The organism is Paraburkholderia phenazinium (genome assembly GCF_900100735.1).
In the GTDB taxonomy this organism is placed as follows: domain Bacteria; phylum Pseudomonadota; class Gammaproteobacteria; order Burkholderiales; family Burkholderiaceae; genus Paraburkholderia; species Paraburkholderia phenazinia.
Genome location: NZ_FNCJ01000003.1, coordinates 317,367 through 334,844, shown reverse-complemented (window position 1 = coordinate 334,844; position 17,478 = coordinate 317,367). Strand labels below are relative to the sequence as shown.

10 protein-coding genes are annotated in these 17,478 nt (G+C 59.1%); 3 read left to right on the top strand and 7 right to left on the bottom strand.

What is annotated here, in order from left to right:
• The first annotated feature begins 83 nt into the window (after nucleotides 1-83).
• Both BLQ92_RS08685 and BLQ92_RS08680 read left to right on the top strand, forming a co-directional pair.
• Entirely contained in the window at nucleotides 84-1,775 is a 1,692-nt protein-coding gene (locus BLQ92_RS08685) for a site-specific integrase (protein ID WP_090683453.1), read from the top strand.
• 420 nt (nucleotides 1,776-2,195) lie between these two features.
• Nucleotides 2,196-3,626, top strand: a complete 1,431-nt coding sequence (locus BLQ92_RS08680; RefSeq protein WP_143016538.1) for an ISNCY family transposase — start codon at nucleotides 2,196-2,198, stop codon at nucleotides 3,624-3,626.
• A gap of 1,050 nt (nucleotides 3,627-4,676) precedes the next feature.
• Here the strand turns inward: BLQ92_RS08680 and BLQ92_RS08675 are convergent.
• From BLQ92_RS08675 to BLQ92_RS08650, 6 genes are all read right to left on the bottom strand, one after another.
• Complete coding sequence (locus BLQ92_RS08675) at nucleotides 4,677-6,470, bottom strand: methyl-accepting chemotaxis protein (RefSeq protein WP_090683451.1); 1,794 nt, start codon at nucleotides 6,468-6,470, stop codon at nucleotides 4,677-4,679.
• Nucleotides 6,471-6,610: 140 nt separating this feature from the next.
• Nucleotides 6,611-7,363: a cupin domain-containing protein gene (locus tag BLQ92_RS08670; RefSeq protein WP_090683449.1), complete on the bottom strand. Its 753-nt coding sequence runs from the start codon at nucleotides 7,361-7,363 to the stop codon at nucleotides 6,611-6,613.
• A gap of 364 nt (nucleotides 7,364-7,727) precedes the next feature.
• Nucleotides 7,728-8,432 carry a DUF2848 family protein gene (locus BLQ92_RS08665; protein ID WP_090683448.1) on the bottom strand — a complete coding sequence of 235 codons (705 nt, stop codon included), beginning with the start codon at nucleotides 8,430-8,432 and terminating at the stop codon, nucleotides 7,728-7,730.
• 92 nt (nucleotides 8,433-8,524) lie between these two features.
• Entirely contained in the window at nucleotides 8,525-9,997 is a 1,473-nt protein-coding gene (locus BLQ92_RS08660; RefSeq protein ID WP_090683446.1) for an NAD-dependent succinate-semialdehyde dehydrogenase, read from the bottom strand.
• A 71-nt stretch (nucleotides 9,998-10,068) separates the two neighbouring features.
• Entirely contained in the window at nucleotides 10,069-13,026 is a 2,958-nt protein-coding gene (locus tag BLQ92_RS08655; protein WP_342342394.1) for an FAD-binding and (Fe-S)-binding domain-containing protein, read from the bottom strand.
• A gap of 125 nt (nucleotides 13,027-13,151) precedes the next feature.
• Nucleotides 13,152-14,714 (bottom strand): PucR family transcriptional regulator, encoded by a 1,563-nt coding sequence (locus BLQ92_RS08650; RefSeq protein ID WP_090683445.1) that lies wholly within the window; start codon nucleotides 14,712-14,714, stop codon nucleotides 13,152-13,154.
• Between the two features lie 214 nt (nucleotides 14,715-14,928).
• On the opposite strand from BLQ92_RS08650, the gene gabT reads away from it, so the two are divergent.
• Nucleotides 14,929-16,227: a 4-aminobutyrate--2-oxoglutarate transaminase gene (gene gabT / locus BLQ92_RS08645; RefSeq protein ID WP_090683443.1), complete on the top strand. Its 1,299-nt coding sequence runs from the start codon at nucleotides 14,929-14,931 to the stop codon at nucleotides 16,225-16,227.
• 295 nt (nucleotides 16,228-16,522) lie between these two features.
• Here the strand turns inward: gabT and BLQ92_RS08640 are convergent, their stop codons facing one another.
• Entirely contained in the window at nucleotides 16,523-17,449 is a 927-nt protein-coding gene (locus BLQ92_RS08640; protein WP_090683442.1) for a 2-hydroxyacid dehydrogenase, read from the bottom strand.
• Nucleotides 17,450-17,478: the final 29 nt, after the last annotated feature.

Sequence of the window (17,478 nt, the reverse complement as noted above, 5' to 3'; positions counted from 1 at the left end):
TCCTGGCGGGACGTCTTTCGTGATCAGTACAGAGATAACAGTTATTATCTCTGTATTGACATTTCTGGACTAAACTCCATGTCATGAAAACGCGTCTCCCGAACCCGGCCGCCGCCGACATGCCGAACGATTTTCCCGATGCCGACGCGCTTGCCGCGCTGCGCGCCTGGTACGAAGGCGCATCTTCGCGTGACGCGGCCAGCCGGTACCTGCGGGACCGGCTCGGTCAGGGGCAGTCTGCACGCGGCGTCATCGGCCAGATCCGCCGGCAGCTTGCACTTTACGCCCGCAGCCGGCAGCGGGCGGATCTGGCGACGCTGTTCGAATGCCAGGCCCACAAGCGCAGACATCATGCCCGTGCCACCACGCAGGCAGTCGAAACGTTGCGCACGCTGCCTTTACCGACGCCGCAGATCGGGGATGACATTACGCGCTGGTTGCCGGATCGCGCTGCCCGTGTCCTGCACGCGGCGGGCATCCGGACCCTGGCTGATCTCACGGTAAGGATTCCCCGCCGTCGTCAGTGGTGGAGTGCCGTTCCGGGGCTCGGCCCCGCCAGTGCAAAGCGGATCGAGGCATTCTTTGTCGCGCATCCAGCACTCACGGAGCGGGCTCGCGCACTGATCGTCGCCGACCGGCAGTCAGTCGTGACGCCATGGGAGCAACTCCGGCTACCGCATGAGGTTGACGGATCCGCAGGCGCGTTCCGCGCACCGCTGTCGACCTGCATCCTGGGCGTCGACAACGATTACGACGCCGTCCAGGCATGGCTTGCGTTGCACGAATCCCCGGCCACGCAGCGCGCCTACCGTAAGGAAGCCGAACGGCTGATCCTCTGGGCCATTGTTGCCCGCGGCAAGGCCCTGTCGTCCCTGACCACGCGGGATGCAACTGACTACAGGGCATTTCTGCGCAGACCCACCCCGCGCGAGCGCTGGGTTGGACCGCCGCGGCCGCGCACATCAACAAACTGGAGACCGTTTGTCGACAACCTCTCGGCGCGTTCGATTGCGCACGCGCTTGCCGTACTCAGCGCCATGTTCCGCTGGCTGGTGGAGCAGCGCTATGTTGTGGCCAACCCCTTTGCCGGCATCAAGGTGCGCGGCAGCAAGCGCGCCATGGCCGCGGAAACCGCGCACGCCTTCACCGAAGGAGAATGGCTGCTCACACGCACCATCGCCAACGGGCTTGAGTGGTCGTACGGCTGGCAGGCAGCCGCAGCGCAGCGACTTCGTTTCATGCTGGATTTCGGTTACGCGACGGGACTGCGGATCAGCGAGCTGGCCAATGCGACTCTGCGAAACATCGAGATCGACGCCGCAGGTGATCACTGGCTTCACGTCACCGGCAAAGGCGGCAAGCCAGCCAGGGTGACCCTGACACCGCTCGCTCGCGCGGCGCTGGACCGGTATCTGCAGGAGCGGGGCCTGGCGGTAAGCCGGGCGCGCTGGAACCCAGTCGCGCCGCTGATCGGTAGCCTGGACGACAGCGATGCCGGCATCAAGCCCCTGCGGTTGTGGGAAGTCATGCGCAGGTTTTTCCGGCAAGCGGCGCAGATTATTGAAAACGACCGTCCGGCGCTCGCCGAGAAACTCCGTCAGGCTACGCCGCACTGGATGCGGCACACGCATGCCACTCACGCTATCGCCAAGGGCGTCGAACTCAGCGCCGTCCGGGACAACCTTCGTCACGCATCGATCTCGACCACGTCGATTTACTTGCATGCTGACGATGTAAAGCGGGCGAGGCAGTTTGCGCAGGCATTTACTGACTGATTCCGTTATTCCAAAACCAACGAAAACCTCGTCACCCTTATAACCTCAAGGCTTATGATCGCAATTCGACCGAATCTTGGTCAGGGGCCAACTGGCACAACGCAGGCAGCCGAACCAAACACGCAAACCTGGCCGTCGGTCTGCAGGACCCGGCTGAACGGACTGACACGCCCTGCCCGTTCACACGCTGTCCTTCAACGCTGTGTGAGATTCAAACCGTTAAAGACAGAGGCAAACCCAACGTCAAACCCAACCCCGGATACGACATTTCTATTTGGCTACCCCTACGACACTTCAGAAAAGCCTCGACATGTGGTGCAGGCCCCAAGTAGTAATGTCGTATTTGAGCTAAATAGAAATGTCGCAGTCGGGCCTCTTCGGGCTCATGCTGAAGCTCCATGACGATGGCTGGAGTCGATCATGGACCATAGCGGGATGATCACCATGAGCATGCGCGAGGTTGACCGGTTAAGAGCGATCCAGTCAGTCGTTGACGGACGGTTGATGCCCTGGCGTGCGGCGGAACGTCTGGGCCTCAGCCGGCGGCAAATCGAGCGGCTGGCCAACCGGTATCGGGCCGAAGGCGCACGCGGACTGGTTTCCCGCCGGCGCGAGCACGCCAGCAATCACCAGTTGCCGGCCGGCGTGGCCAACCGTGCGCTGGCGATCATCCGGGAGCGCTATGCCGATTTCGGGCCGACGCTGGCGTGCGAGAAGCTGGCCGAATGCCACGGGCTGAAGCTTGCCGCTGAGACCGTGCGGCGGCTGATGACGGATGCCGGGCTGTGGATTCCGCGCCGGCAGCGGCCGCCGAAGCTCTACCAGCCGCGGGCGCGTCGTGCGTGTCTGGGCGAGCTGGTCCAGATTGACGGCAGCGATCACCGCTGGTTCGAGGAACGCGCGCCGGCCTGCACGCTGCTGGTGTATGTCGACGATGCGACCAGCCGGCTGATGGCGCTGCATTTCACGGCGAGCGAGTCGACCTTCAGCTACTTCGAGGCAACGCGGGCGTACATCGAATGCCACGGCAAGCCTGGCGCGTTCTATAGCGACAAGGCGAGCGTGTTTCGCAGTGGCAAAGCCCATGAAACGGGAAGCAGCGTGACGCATTTCGGCCGGGCGATGTTCGAGCTGAACATCGACACGTTCTGTGCGAACAGCAGCTCCGCCAAGGGTCGCGTCGAGCGCGCGCACCTGACGCTGCAGGACCGGCTGGTGAAGGAGCTGAGGCTGCGTGGCATCAGTACGGTGGCGCAGGCCAATGCGTATGCGCCCTCCTTCATGGCCGCCTACAACGCACGCTTCGCGAAGCCGCCGAAGAGCGATTTCGATGCACACCGGCCGCTGCGGGCTGACGAGCATCTCGACCTGCTGATGACCTGGCGCGAGACGCGACGCGTGACGAAGTCGCTGACGGTGCAGTACGACCGCGTGATGTACCTGCTGGATGACACGGCGGAGAACCGCAAACTGATCCACCGCTACATCGACGTGTGGGAGTACCCGGACGGGCGCATCGAGATCCGCGCCAATGGCCGGGTGCTGCCGTACAGGCAGTACGACCGGCTGGCCGAGATCGATCAGGGCGCGGTGGTTGAACACAAGCGCCTGAGTCACGTGCTGCAGGTCGCGCAGGCGATCCAGGCGCAACGCGACAACCGGCGCATCTCCGGCTCCCCTGCGCGCACGAATCAGGGACAACCGGTTCGGGCAACCGAACGCGCGCAGGGCACGAAGAAGCCGCGTGAATTCACCCAGGATGACCTCAACGGTGTGATCACGGAACTGGCACAACGCAGGCAGCCGAACCAAACACGCAAACCTGGCCGTCGGTCTGCAGGACCCGGCTGAACGGACTGACACGCCCTGCCCGTTCACACGCTGTCCTTCAACGCTGTGTGAGATTCAAACCGTTAAAGACAGAGGCAAACCCAACGTCAAACCCAACCCCGGATACGACATTTCTATTTGGCTACCCCTACGACACTTCAGAAAAGCCTCGACATGTGGTCAGTTTAAAAGTGTTGCGCTTTTCGGGCATCCTGCGACGGTAGCTCAAGGCTTCCCGCCGGATTCTGCGCAACAGAAACGGCCACGCATGCGACGCAACGGTTCCTGCTGGTTTTTTTCTGCAAAACATTACTCAGGCGTCGATAAGCGCTGACATTGGCCGTTCCCTCTGTCGCGCAACACCTCGCCACAGGTGTCAGGAATCAACACACAAAACAGTCAAAGACAGCATCAAAACCGGGCCGTCGGTCTGCAAGGGCACACTGAACGGACTGACACGCCCTGTCCGTTCATAAGCAGTCCTTCAACACCGCATGAGTTGAAACCCGTGAAAGACAGACTCCACACCAACCCCTGAGATCAGACATCTCTAATTAGCCTAGACCCGGACATTTCAGAAAAGCCTCGACATGTGGTCAGTTTGAAAGTGTTGCATGAAAGCGCACCGAGTCAGCAACCTGACACACAGCGAATGGTAAATTTGGCCGTTGCGTATTCGTCGCGAGCGGCGCGTGTTTCGTCAACTCAACAGCAACCTTGTGCCTGCAGCACTTCGTGGGCCGGTGTTGGTCGATCAATGTGGCCTGCCGTGGTACTGGGCGGCGATCTGGTCGGCGAGGTCGATAGCACAGCTGGCCGGTACAACCCTCACGCAAAAGCTTCGGTACGTGAAAACCTCTATCAGCGCAGACCGTCTCCCTGTCTCGAATCGTGGTTCGTCTCCACCCGAAATCAACCGGCGGTGACCGGCGCTGACGAAAAGCGCTGGCAAGACGGACTTGGCTTCGTGACCTGGTTGTCAAAACGTCAGGTCGCTGACGATCGGCTCCGGCGCGCTCTGGAGGATGGGCTCCGGCTCGGGCAGAGCCACCTCTACGACACGCGGCCCTCTTACGCGATCTTGAACTGTCCGATGGTAGATGCCAACGCGTTCGCTTGCGTCTGCAAGGCCGCCGATGCGGCTGCCGATTCTTCCACCAACGCGGCGTTCTGCTGCACCATTCCATCAAGCTGCATCACTGCAAGATTGACTTCCTGGATGCCGCGTGTCTGCTCCGTTGCCGAACGGGCGATGCCCGAAATGACCGATTGAACATCGACCGCATTGGCGACAATCTCGCTCATCGTCTCGCCAGCTCTACGCACCTGGGACGATCCCGCAGCAACGCGTGAGACCGTCGACTCCACAAGTTGCTTCACTTCGCGCGCGGCCTGGGCGCTGCGCTGAGCAAGGCTACGAACCTCGTGTGCGACGACTGCGAAGCCTCGTCCCTGATCCCCTGCGCGCGCGGCTTCAACAGCAGCATTGAGCGCGAGAATATTGGTCTGGAACGCTATGCCGTCGATTACGCTGATGATTGCGCCGATCCGATCGGAGGCTTCCTCGATTTCTGCCATTGTGCCGACCACATCGGACACGATTTCACCACCGCGTGAAGCCATTTGCGTCGCGATGGCGGATCGCTGGTCGGCCTCGAGGGCCGCCGCGGCCGACCGGTCTACGGTCCCCGAAATTTCGTCCATCGATGCAGCAGTCTGCTGCAGGCTCGCTGCGGCCGACTCAGTACGGGACGAAAGGTCCAGGCTTGCCGCGGCAATTTCATTTGCGGCGGCACGCACTGATTCGCTAGTACCGCGGATCTCTAACATCACACTTTGAAGTTTGGCAGCGAACTCGTTGAACGAACGTGCGATGTTGGCCACCTCGTCCCGGCCATCGGCTGGTAGACGTTGCGTCAGGTCGCCCGTGCCCGAACTGATCTCTGTCATGGCCTGACAAACCGCCCCGAGGCGGCGGAACGCGGTCGACGTAATCGCAGCTCCTATGACAGACGCGATGCCGACGATAACGATGAGCGACACCAGCGACCCACTCAATAGCGAACGCATGCCAGCGGTCGCCTCGGACTCGTCGAGGGCGACCACGAGGTCCCAATCTGTACCCGGTACACTCTGCGCACGTATCAGCTTCGTCTTTCCGTCGACCTTGAGTTTCATCGGCGGGTTCCCCGGGCCAGCCGACGCAGAGGTGACCCCGGCGAAATCCGCCCCGATGTCAGTCACCGGTTTGAGCCTGAGCGCTGGATCGGAATACGCAATAACACGGCCGCTATGATCAACCAGCATGCCGAAACTCGACGGCGTCGGATTAATCGATTTTACGTTCTCAACCACGCTGTCCAACGCAATATTGCCGTTCAATACAGCCTTCACTACGCCGTCGCGTATCACGGGAATCCCCAGCCCGAGCAGCAATGCCCCGCTCGTGCTGACGTAAGGGATGGCAACGGGCTTTCCGCTTTGCACGGCGGCTCTGTACCAGGGGCGGCTGGTCGGATCGTAGCTCGAAGGAGGGCTTGGCCAGTCGTTGAATTTCGCGGTCTTGTTCGGGTAGCCGACGCCGACGTCGAAAAATCCACCTGCGACGGCGATCTGCTGCAGCATCGGCAGAGGGTCGGTCGTCAGCACGACGTCTTGCAGCGATGCAATCATTTGAGTTTTTTCAGCGATCCAGTCGCTGATTGCAGCGGAGTGATCGTTGGCGGACGAGGACAGGTCGTGGTCGATCGCAGCCCCCATACTCGACTTCGCAATCGAATAATCTGTCGCGGTGCTGGAGACGACGGAAAAGACGACGAGTGCGACGCATGTCAATACAACGCGCGCACGAATGGACGATAGCATCTTATGGTCTATGATTTTTATGACTGGAGACACGTCCGCGTAAGTTAATCCATGGCAGCCGTGTCAAAAAAAGCCCGCTTACAGGGACTGTCTGCGGGCGAAGCCACATCAGGGGCGTGATTCGCGGCCGGTTGGCGGCATTATGCTGGACGATAAATGGCGTACACCTTTGCGACGTGCTCGCGACTTTTCCAACTGCACTGCGCGCCCTGCTCGATGAGAAAAATGTCGCCGCGCTCGAACGTTCCTGCTCGACCAGACTCGTCCACGAATGTGACACTGCCTTCCAGGAGATACATCAACTCGCAGTGGCGAAAAAACATTGCACTGCGATGATAAGGTGTCGAATCCCAGGTGCCGCAGACAAATTCGCCATCTGCAGACCGGTAGTCCGTGAAGTTGCGGCAGGCCGGGGCGGGCGTGAGTAGCAATTCTGCTGGAGGTGTGCCTGACGGCTCCAACTGAGGAGCATGCTGGATCGGGACAATCTTCCCGTCAGCGGACTGGCTACCGTGGTAACGCATGAAGATGATCGACACGGGCCCTCGAGCCGACCAGGAAAACTCCACGCCGTTAACGAGCACGGCGCTGTCGCCAGGCCCGAGCGTGAACTCCCGCTCTGCATGACTCAACGCGATCTCGCCTTCCGCAACGATAATGAATTCATCTACCGGCTGGGGCGGCACCACACCGCAGCCAGCGTCGAGCGCTATCACGCCCGCGCTCACCGGGCCGGGCTGCCAATCTAGAAGTCGGCGACTGGATAAATAGCGGTTCTCGATTGCCGAACCGGTCGAAGGAATTCCCGCACTCTTATCTGAGGCGAACTTTCGTAGGTCGACAAACGATTTGGAGCTGCGATGCTCCGCTACGGCCTGCTGCGATTTGGACATATTGTATTCCACTCGTTCAGTTTAAATTCACCAGATGCATGTTGTGTTGGGCCGCACCTGGACTTGCTGTGGCGGATTGGCGCACGCTGTGCGTTCAGCCGCCAGATCGTAGTCGCTACGCGTCGACTTCTGTAACTGTTTATCGCCACCTGAGCAGCATAAAATGCTGTTCTTGAGACGCACGCGAATCGGGCGTTGGGGGTACCCGTTTTTGGCCGCGTGTCTGGGAATGAATGCGTCAGCCCTTTGATCGGCATGCGGACAGCACGGCGCGACAATAACGTTGCGATGGACAGTCACTGCGAGATTTCTAAGTCGACTCATGTGACGATCGCAGATGTTGCGGCATCTATACAGTCGAGTTTCACCGCCTGGCCTCCGCGTGGCCGTGGACGATGTTGTATCCGTGAGTGATCGAACGTTCAAGAACGGGGTCATACATCTCGACTTCCAGACGCGGTGCCAAGCACCTTTCGCCGATAAGATCGAAGGTACCGCTGTATATCAGCGTACCGTCCCCGAATCCTTGTTCGCATTCAGTCAAAGCGTCGAGCAATACCGCAGGGTCGAGCAGTGCCGAAACCTGACCGTCCTGATATAACGTTCGCTCGCCGTCTTCAACGATCCATGCACGCAAAAATATGTGATCCCAGTGAGACGCGACTTCACTGAATGGCCACGCTTCCATTGCGACAGGCTTATCGCACATCTGCTTACTCACGGTTGCCTCGCGAGCCACGACGTCGCTCCCGGTGTGATCCGAACCGACTGAGACATACAGTTCGCCCTCATGCTGAAACAGCACGAACGCTACCGCGCCGGAGTTTGCTGTGCCCAGACCGTCGATTTCGTCGGCACGAGTCAGCCGGGATGCCGGAACGCGCCAAAATATCGGAATTGTTTCGGGACCAGGCACGCCACGTTCATCGAGTTCAAGAATGTGGCGGCGCACAGCCCTCTGATCACGCCCGGTCCAGCCTGCAACTATCAGTCGGTTGATGGGAACGTTGATGGCATCGCTCGAGCCTTGCCGAAGGATGTCAAAAGCGAAACCGTTGTCTGCGGACATTGGATCCCCATTTAACATTGAACTCGAACCTCCGTTGGAATTGGGACCTTTGGCGTTCGCGCTGTGCGCGCCACGAATATGAATGGGCCGGTTTAATCGAGGCTACCCTGGCAGATATACTTGATCGTTAGATAGTCGTCGAGACCGTACTTCGATCCCTCTCGTCCGTAACCGGATTCCTTGATTCCACCAAACGGAGCCGCTTCGCTTGCAACGGCGCCTTCGTTCAATCCCACTACCCCAGCTTCAAGTCGACGCGACACCCGATCTGCGCGCCGCATGTCCTGGGTATAAAAGTAGGCAGCGAGGCCAAACGGCGTATCGTTTGCAAGCGCAATGACCTCTTCCTCCGTTTCGAAGCGGTAGAGGGGTGCGACGGGGCCAAAGGTTTCCTCGCAGGTGACGAGCATGTCGTTTGTCACATCCGTTAAAACTGTCGGTGCGTAGTAGTTCGCTCCCAGATCGACCAAGTGCATGCCGCCGACAAGAGTTGAGGCACCTTTGCGCCTGGCGTCGTCAACATGCCGAGCTACTTTTTCCATCGCTTTGGCATTAATCAACGGCCCTATCTGCGATAGAGGATCAGAGGCCGGCGCCACCTTGAGAGCGCTCACGCGCGCTGCTAGAAGCTCGGCAAACTTCTGATAAACGGATGCCTGCACGTAAATTCGGTTCGGGCAAACACAAGTCTGCCCGCCGTTACGAAATTTCGCAGCCATTAAACCAGCAACGGCAGCTTCGAGATCAGCATCTTCGAAAACGATGAACGGGGCGTTCCCGCCCAGCTCCAGCGACAGCTTCTTCAAAGTGCCGGCCGACTCTCGGGCCAAATACTTTCCGACTGCGGTCGACCCTGTGAAGGTAACCTTCTGCACGCGTGCGTCGCCCAGCCAGTCACCCACGGCTTCGATGCCCTGGTCACGAGATGCGCTCAGCATATTGAGAACGCCGGGCGGGACGCCGGCATCGTTTGCGAGCATCGCGAGAGCAAGCGCAGTCAGGGGGGTATCCTCCGCCGGCTTGCTGACGACCGTGCAACCTGCGGCGAGCGCCGGAGCAATCTTTCGGGCGATCATCGCAAGGGGAAAATTCCACGGCGTGATTGCTGCGACGATTCCAATGGGTTCTTTGATTGCTCGCATTTGCTTGCCGCGCTGACCTTGCGGGATGATGTCCCCATATATGCGAGTCGCTTCATCGGCAAACCAGGCCACGTAAGACGCACCATACGCTACTTCGCCACGGCTCTCAGACATTGGCTTGCCTTGCTCCAGCGATATCAGCGTGGCAAGGTCCTCTGCATTCTCGAGAATCAATGTGTGCCATCGCCGAAGGATTCCCGCTCGCTCGCGAGGCAGACGCTCTTTCCATTCCTTCGCAGCGTAATTTGCCGCATCTGTCGCGGCACGGGCGTCCGCCTGTCCACTATTAGCAACGTCTGCGAGAACGCTCCCGGTCGCGGGATTCGTCACGGCATACCGTGACCCAGTAACGGCGTCGATCCACTCGCCCCCGATGAGGTTTTGTCGCCGGAGCAATTCTTCACGTTTCAGTCTGAGTTCCATGGCATATCTCTTGTAGAAATTGGGGCAGCTTCCAGGCTTATTCCTGGGACGTGTGGCTAAGTCGTCTCTTTTTAGAACGCCGTGGAGTCGACGATCGAACGCGGGTCGCGGCGGGTCCGCTGGTCGAGCCACTGCGCCAGGTGAATTGCCTCTCGCCCCGTTGTGTTGCGGATCTGTGAGCGGCAGCTGAAACCATCGCTGATAAGCACAGCGCCGCTATTGATGCCTTTAATTGCAGGAACGAGTTCTGATTCGGCAACCGCAGCAGCGACATGAGCTGTCCTGGTTTGGTATCCGAATGCGCCGGCCATCCCGCAACATCCCGTCTGGAGCACTGCTCCCGATTGAGCTGCTTTGCCGATGAGGCGAGACTCTGCTCCCATTCCGCCGCAAGCTTTTTGGTGGCAGTGCCCATGCACGTAGACGCCGTCGTCAATCTGCGGGATGTCCAAGCCTGCCGTCTCAAGGAATTCGGCCAGCGTTTTGACGGAACTCGCCAACGCGCAAGCATACTCATCCGCGGGGAAAAGCGAGAGAAGTTCGTCGCGGAAGACGGAAAGACAGCTCGGCTCCAACACGATGACGGGCAACTTACTCGAAACGACGTCCTTCAGTTCAGCCATGATCACGGTCAGATTCCTCTTTGCGTGATCCAGCATGCCGGCGTCATAGTACGGCCGGCCGCAGCAGATCTGCTTACTCAAAAGCCGGACTTTGATTCCGTAAGACCGCAAGACACGGACCGACGCTTCGAGTACCTGGGGCGAAAAGCCATTGTTGAACGTGTCGGTCCACAGAAGAACGGTTTTCGAAGCCCCAGCATCCTCTTCATCGGCTCGACCGAGCAGTTGCCGGCACGCTTCGCTGTTGCGAAACGACTGGGTTGCAACTGCAGGAAACTTGACGTGCGACGCTAGTCCGAATTTCTTAGCAATCGCTCGAAACGCTCGCATCCTCATTGCAGAGTTGACCATGCCGCCAAAGCGGGTTGCGACCGGGAGCCAGGTGCCGATGTGTCCGACCAGCACGTCGATCAGCGGACGCCTGACATTCTGATAGTGCTGGTACAGGAAGTGACTCTTGTACTTGGCCATGTCCACATGCGTCGGGCAATCGCTGCGACATCCCTTGCACGCAAGACAGTTCTCCAGCGACTCCTTCACATCACTGTCGTTCCATCCGTCGGTGATGACTTCGCCCTTCAACAGCTCGAACAGCAAGCGGCTGCGTCCACGCGTCGAATACTTCTCTTCACGCGTTGCCCGATAGCTGGGGCACATTGTCCCGCCGTCCAGTGAACGACATTTTCCCATGCCGATACATCTCTCGGTAGCGCGTGCGAACGTGTCAGGCTTTTGAAGATTGCCGAAAGAGAAATGGCTAGAAACATCGACGCGCCGATAACCTGGTCCCAATCGCAAGTTCTCATCGACCGCCATCGCAGCGATGAGCTTGCCAGGATTCATCTTGTTCCGTGGATCCCAGATGGCCTTAAACTCGTGGAACGCATTCATGAGCTCTGGCGAGTACATCAATGAGAGCAATTCGCCTTTAGCCTGTCCGTCTCCGTGTTCGCCGGACAGTGAGCCCTCATATTTGACGACGAGTCTCGCTGCTTCCCCTAAAAATTGCCGCCATCTCTGGACGCCCCGATCGTTGCGCAGATCGAAGTTGATGCGCGAGTGAATGCATCCATCGCCAAAATGGCCGTACATGTTTGTCGTGTAACCATATCGCGCGACTAGGTCGGCAAACTCTCGCAGATAAGCCCCAAGCAACCGGGGCTCCACTGCGGCATCTTCCCAGCCGACCACCGGTTCCGCCATAGAAGGATCGTCGCCGATAGACGTAGCGGACGCACCGGTCTCACGGACAGACCACAGCCGCTTCATGAGTGCCGCATCGGAGACCATTCGCGCGTTTGGACGACCCGGCAGTGACGGTGATAGATCCGCGGCTGCCTGCGCGCGCTGCATCGCCGATTCGACGTTGTCGGCGCCGAACTCGACCATCAGCCACGCATTGCCGTCCGGTAACTCTGCGATGTCGGCAAGCGCAAGTCCGCGCTCACGCAATCCTCCCACGATGCCGGTATCGAGCCCTTCCATCGCAATGGGTTCGAGAGGCAGCAACTGAGGGACGCAGTCCGCAGCGTCGAATATGCTCGGAAATCCGAAGACGGTGAGCACGCGAGCCTCCGGGTTGCGGACTAAAGTCGTGGTCGCTCGTAAGACTGAGACGCACGTTCCTTCAGAGCCCACCAGTGCGCGAGCGATGTTAAAACCGTTCTCCGGCAAGAGTTGATCGAGGCTGTAGCCGGACACCCGCCGCTTGAGCTTCGGGAACCCGGCACGAATCTCGCCGGCATGGCGGTCCACCAGGTCGCGTAGAGCCTGAACGATCTCTGCGCGTCGTCCGCCGGCGGCCAGATGTGCCCGAAATTCCGCATCGTCCGTCGGACCGACCCAGAATCTTTCTCCGTCATAGGTCAGCACCTCCATCGACTCGATGTTCTCGGCCGTTTTGCCCGCCATCACCGAATGGGCGCCGCAGGAATTATTGCCGATCATGCCGCCGATGGTACAGCGGCTATGCGTCGCCGGGTCCGGGCCGAACGTCAGCCCCTCGAGAGCAGCGGCGCTTTTCAGCTGGTCGCAGATGACGCCAGGCTGGACCAGCGCGGTTTGACTCTCGATATCAAGCCGTTCGATTTTGGTGAGGTAACGAGAGGTGTCGATGATGACCGCGACGTTCACGGATTGGCCGCACATCGACGTTCCAGCGCCTCGGGTGAGTACTGGGACATCGGCTTCGCGGCACGCGCGCATGACCGCGACGACGTCATCCGCCGTCCGTGGCAGCACAACGCCTATCGGTACCTGCCGATAATTCGACGCCTCGGATGCATAAGCCGCCCGCGACCCCGCATCGAACCTTATTTCTGCTGTAGACGTGTCGGCGATTTGCCGCTGCAAATGCAGGAGTCGGTTCAGTTCAACAGGGGGACGGGCGGCAGCTTTGTTCATCATTGTCTAATGTCGAGCCGGAAATATCCGGTCAACACGTCCTCCTTGTGTGAATGTACCTTGTGACTCTCCGCATTAGAGCGCGATGACAAATCGAAGTCTTCCTACGTCCTGTAGGAAATCCCAGTTCAGTCTTGCTGCAATCTATACAGGGAGATGGCAACCTGAACCTCGAACCTCATTCTCGGGTCTTCGAACGAAAAGCCAAGGATTCTCTCGATTTGTTCGAGTCGATAACGCATGGTGCTGATGTGAATGCCGAGCGCACGAGCCGCGTGGGCCAGCTGGAAACCTTCGTCAGCAAGGACCCCGACCGTTTCCAGCAACGATTCGCCTCGAGGACGACACGCAAGCGGCCTGATCAGCCGGTCAATAAGCATCTGGCGTGCGTCCGCGTCGCCAAGAAGCGCCCTCGGAAAAAGGATCTCATCGAAGCCATGCAAGCGTCCCGGTTTCAGCGACGATAGAAGAGCATCGACATCTTTGGATCCTTGGGTCATGCCCTCAATGCCAGAGTGAATGCGGCTCGCCGCCATGGCGCATCTTTTGTCGCCGATGGCGCGCCATAGTGTTTCTGCCGAAAATTCAGCCGACAGGATGAATTTGATCTGATTCAACCAGATCGCGATGAGCTCCGGGTTCCCAGTAAGGCGGAGATGACGCTTCAACTTCTCGACCCAGCGTTCTCGAAGCTCCAATCCATGCGTGGTCAGCGGTATTGGTTCATCCAGCAGAACGAGGCACACTCTGTACCGGCTCGTCTCACTCCAACCGCGCACCCTGGCTCGTTCGAGCGCGCTCGCGCTCGGCGAAAATTCTCCGTCCAGCAGTCCAGCCACAAGTGCATGGCCCAAACGGTCTTCCTGCTGGGTAAGTTGCCTTTGGTGCATGAGATGCAGTGCGGCCACGATGCTTGCGTGTTCAAGCGCCCGCAGGTCCAATTCATCGGCCTCACGCCCTTCGAGATCGAGCCACAGAATTGCGACTACTGTGTCTTGCAACTGGACAGCCACGCTCAGCCGATAGAACTTGCCGTCGGGCAGTTGGAACGGCACAAGCGTGGGCCGACGAAGGGCTTCAATGTCTATCGCTGCCGCCGCGAGGGTCTGAATGAACTGTCGTTCAAGCCCCGGTGTTTCATGCTCATGGCGGGAACTTCCTAGCAGACGTCCCGAAGTATCCGTGAACCTCACTGCGCTCCCGAGGAGCGCGTCCAACGTACTGGCAATGTCGGACAGACTGTCCGCCGAAACGGCAGCGTTCGTGAGCGCCCGGTGCAACTGCTCCGAACGCTCGATGACACACGCCTGGAAATTGATGATCTTTGCGAGAATCTGGTGAGTAACCTGGCTGAAAGGCACATCCCACGGTAGCTCCAGCATCGGTAGGCCAACGTGTTGTGCTTCTTCGACTGCTTCCGGGGGAAAATGATCCCGGAACTGCGGAACCGCCATAACGACTCCGGACAGACCGGCACTAGCCAATTGTCGAACCAGATTCCGCGATGCAGCGTTATCAGCCGGCCAGTTATAGCCCGTGGTGAGGAGGAGCTCTCCGGGCTTGACCCATTGGGCGATATCCGGATGGTCGACCATGTGCACCCATGCGATGACTCGGTCGAGGTTTTGCCCGCCAGCAACAATCTTTGCTTGGCTCAAAACAGTTTCACGGATTGCGGTGTCGAGCTTCATGGCTTGGCGGTTCGCGCGTCGGTTTCGGACAAGGGTGGAAGTGAGCAGACTCCGGACGTCACGGCCGACGCGATGCGTCAGTGGGACATCTATTCAGAAACTTGCAGAATCGTCAAAAAGGAACGAACCGCGTAGACGAATTTCCTACTTCTCGTAGGTATCCTCGGGGGGGATCGGCGCCTAGCATGTGTCCACACTCTTTCGGAGAACATTTATGAACCAAAATCCCGGTGACCATCAGCGCATTGCGGCCATGCGTGGCGCGTTCGTGGCACGCGGCGTGGCGACCGCACATCCGATCATCGCGACCCGCGCGGCGGGCGCGTACCTGTGGGACGAAACGGGGCGCAAGTATCTCGATTTCGTTGGCGGCATCGGCGTCCTGAACGTCGGACACAATCATCCTGCCGTGGTGACTGCCGTGCAAAAGCAGCTTGAGGCGTACTCCCATGTATGCTTTCAGGTAGTGTCCTACGAACCGTACGTCAAGCTGGCTGCGCGCCTTTCTGAACTGGTCGCGCCGGGTCAAGGCTACAAGTCGGTGTTTCTGACAACGGGTGCAGAGGCCGTCGAGAACGCCATCAAGATCGCGCGCGGCTACACGGACCGGCCAGGGGTGATTGCGTTCCGGGGAGGCTTTCATGGTCGCACGCTCCTCGGCATGTCGCTCACGGGGATGAGCGCCCCCTACAAGCAGAACTTCGGCCCGTTCGCTCCGGACGTCTATCACACGCCGTTTCCGAACGCCTACCACGGCATCAGCTCGGACGATGCGCTGGATGCGCTCAACACTGTGTTCAAGACACAGATTCAGCCCGACCGCGTCGCTGCGATCATTCTCGAACCTGTTCAAGGCGATGGCGGATTTCTCGCTGCGCCAGCTGAGTTCATGCAGGCATTGCGTGCACTGACGAAACAACACGGAATCGTGCTGATCTGCGACGAAATCCAGACCGGCTTTGGCCGCACTGGAAAGATGTTCGGCTTCCAGCACTCGGGAATCGAGCCTGACTTGGTGACGGTAGCGAAGAGCCTCGCCGGGGGGTTGCCTATCTCGGGTGTCGTCGGCCGGCCCGAAATCGTAGATGCACCGCCAGCGGGTGGACTGGGCGGCACATACGGCGGTAACCCTCTCGCCTGCGCCGCGGCGAATGCGGTGCTCGATATCTTTGAGCAAGAGAATCTGCTTGAGCGCAGCCAAATAATTGGTGCTCAACTGCGTGCAGGTCTGCAAGAGCTGCAGGCAAAGCATCCCGAGATGGGCGAGATCCGCAAAACGGGTGCTATGGTCGCAGTAGAGTTCGTGACCGACGCACAATCGAAAACACCGGACGGCGCCCTCGTTCAGCGCATTCTCGATGCGGCTCGCGAAGAAGGGCTGCTGATAATCAAGTGCGGTGTCGAGCGAAATGTTGTCCGTTTTCTGTCGCCACTTACGGTCACGGACCAGGACGTTTCTGACGCGCTCGATATGTTTGGTCGAGCTGTCGCTGCCGCCAAAACCGCTATTTGAAGGACACGAGAGGAGGTACGACGCGTGAGGATTTGCCAAGGGCGCTCGTCTAGCGGGAGCGCGCTCAACGCAACGCGTCGTTTCATGCCTTCGCGCTCGTGCAATGTCGTTTGTAGCTAGATTTTCCAACATCTTTGGGCCTTACTTCCCTCGTACTTCCAAGAATTCGTCGATCGTTATCTTCATCGCGAACGCATACAAGCTTCAAGATGAGACGATCGACCGCATCGAGGCAGCGTTGCCGGCGGTGTACCCTGCGTGCGCACTGACGGTGCTACGGAAAACATCCCGTTCGCTAGTAGCCGCGCGCACTGTCCACAAGGCCAATCATCGGCGACCCTTCCTTAAGTCGACGAATGTTCGCCACAACTGCTTCGACCGCGGTTTCTGGCTGTGTCATGCTGGCGATGTGTGGGGTCAGTGTTACTTTCGGATGCGTCCAGAAAGGATGGTGGCGTGGCAGAGGCTCGGGTTCGCAGACGTCCACCACTGCATAGGAAAGCGTTCCGTCGTTGAGTGCTTGCAACAAATCGTCCTGCACCAGGTGTCCGCCGCGGCCAACGTTTATCACGGCCGCGCCGCGCGGCAACGCGTCAAAAAGCCGTTTATCAAGGATGCCACGCGTACTGTCGGTCAATGGGACCAGACAGATCAAAATGTCGGTGCGTTTGAGAAACGCACCCATTTCGTCTGCGCCGGCATAGCAATCAACGCCGTCCATTTGCTGTGGAAATCTGCTCCAACCAGCGCACGAGAAGCCAAAACTTTGCAAGCGAGGCAACACAGCTCTTCCCAGCGAACCTAGTCCCAGCACGCCGACCCTGCGCGACGATGCAGGGCGCACGCGATGTGCTGTCCAATCGCGTTCGCGCTGCTGTTCAAGGTAGGTTTTCCAGTCGCGATGAATAGAAAGCACGGCCAGCGTCACGTATTCCACCATTCCGCTCACGATCCCGGTCTCGACCATGCGGACGATTGGTATCGCGTCGGGCACGACCGACAGATCGAGGTGATCGATGCCTGCGCCGGTACAGAATAGAACTTCTAGATTTGGAAAGTCAGTCATAAGGTTTGCCGGGGGCTGCCACGCGGCAAGGTAACGCACGTCGCGCGCATCCCCCACGTCGGGCCAGATATGGAACGGCATATCCGGCATTTTGCGAGCAAAGAACTCCGCCCATTCGGCACCGCGGACGGGATCGGCTTTATAAACAAAGGACATGCGCCCTCCTAGATATGTCGTCAATGCTT

Coding starts and splice junctions, on each gene's coding strand:
- BLQ92_RS08685 (WP_090683453.1), top strand. CDS start 84: ATGAAAACGCGTCTCCCGAACCCGGCCGCCGCCGACATGCCGAACGAT.
- BLQ92_RS08680 (WP_143016538.1), top strand. CDS start 2,196: ATGGACCATAGCGGGATGATCACCATGAGCATGCGCGAGGTTGACCGG.
- BLQ92_RS08675 (WP_090683451.1), bottom strand. CDS start 6,470: ATGCTATCGTCCATTCGTGCGCGCGTTGTATTGACATGCGTCGCACTC.
- BLQ92_RS08670 (WP_090683449.1), bottom strand. CDS start 7,363: ATGTCCAAATCGCAGCAGGCCGTAGCGGAGCATCGCAGCTCCAAATCG.
- BLQ92_RS08665 (WP_090683448.1), bottom strand. CDS start 8,432: ATGTCCGCAGACAACGGTTTCGCTTTTGACATCCTTCGGCAAGGCTCG.
- BLQ92_RS08660 (WP_090683446.1), bottom strand. CDS start 9,997: ATGGAACTCAGACTGAAACGTGAAGAATTGCTCCGGCGACAAAACCTC.
- BLQ92_RS08655 (WP_342342394.1), bottom strand. CDS start 13,026: ATGATGAACAAAGCTGCCGCCCGTCCCCCTGTTGAACTGAACCGACTC.
- BLQ92_RS08650 (WP_090683445.1), bottom strand. CDS start 14,714: ATGAAGCTCGACACCGCAATCCGTGAAACTGTTTTGAGCCAAGCAAAG.
- gabT (WP_090683443.1), top strand. CDS start 14,929: ATGAACCAAAATCCCGGTGACCATCAGCGCATTGCGGCCATGCGTGGC.
- BLQ92_RS08640 (WP_090683442.1), bottom strand. CDS start 17,449: ATGTCCTTTGTTTATAAAGCCGATCCCGTCCGCGGTGCCGAATGGGCG.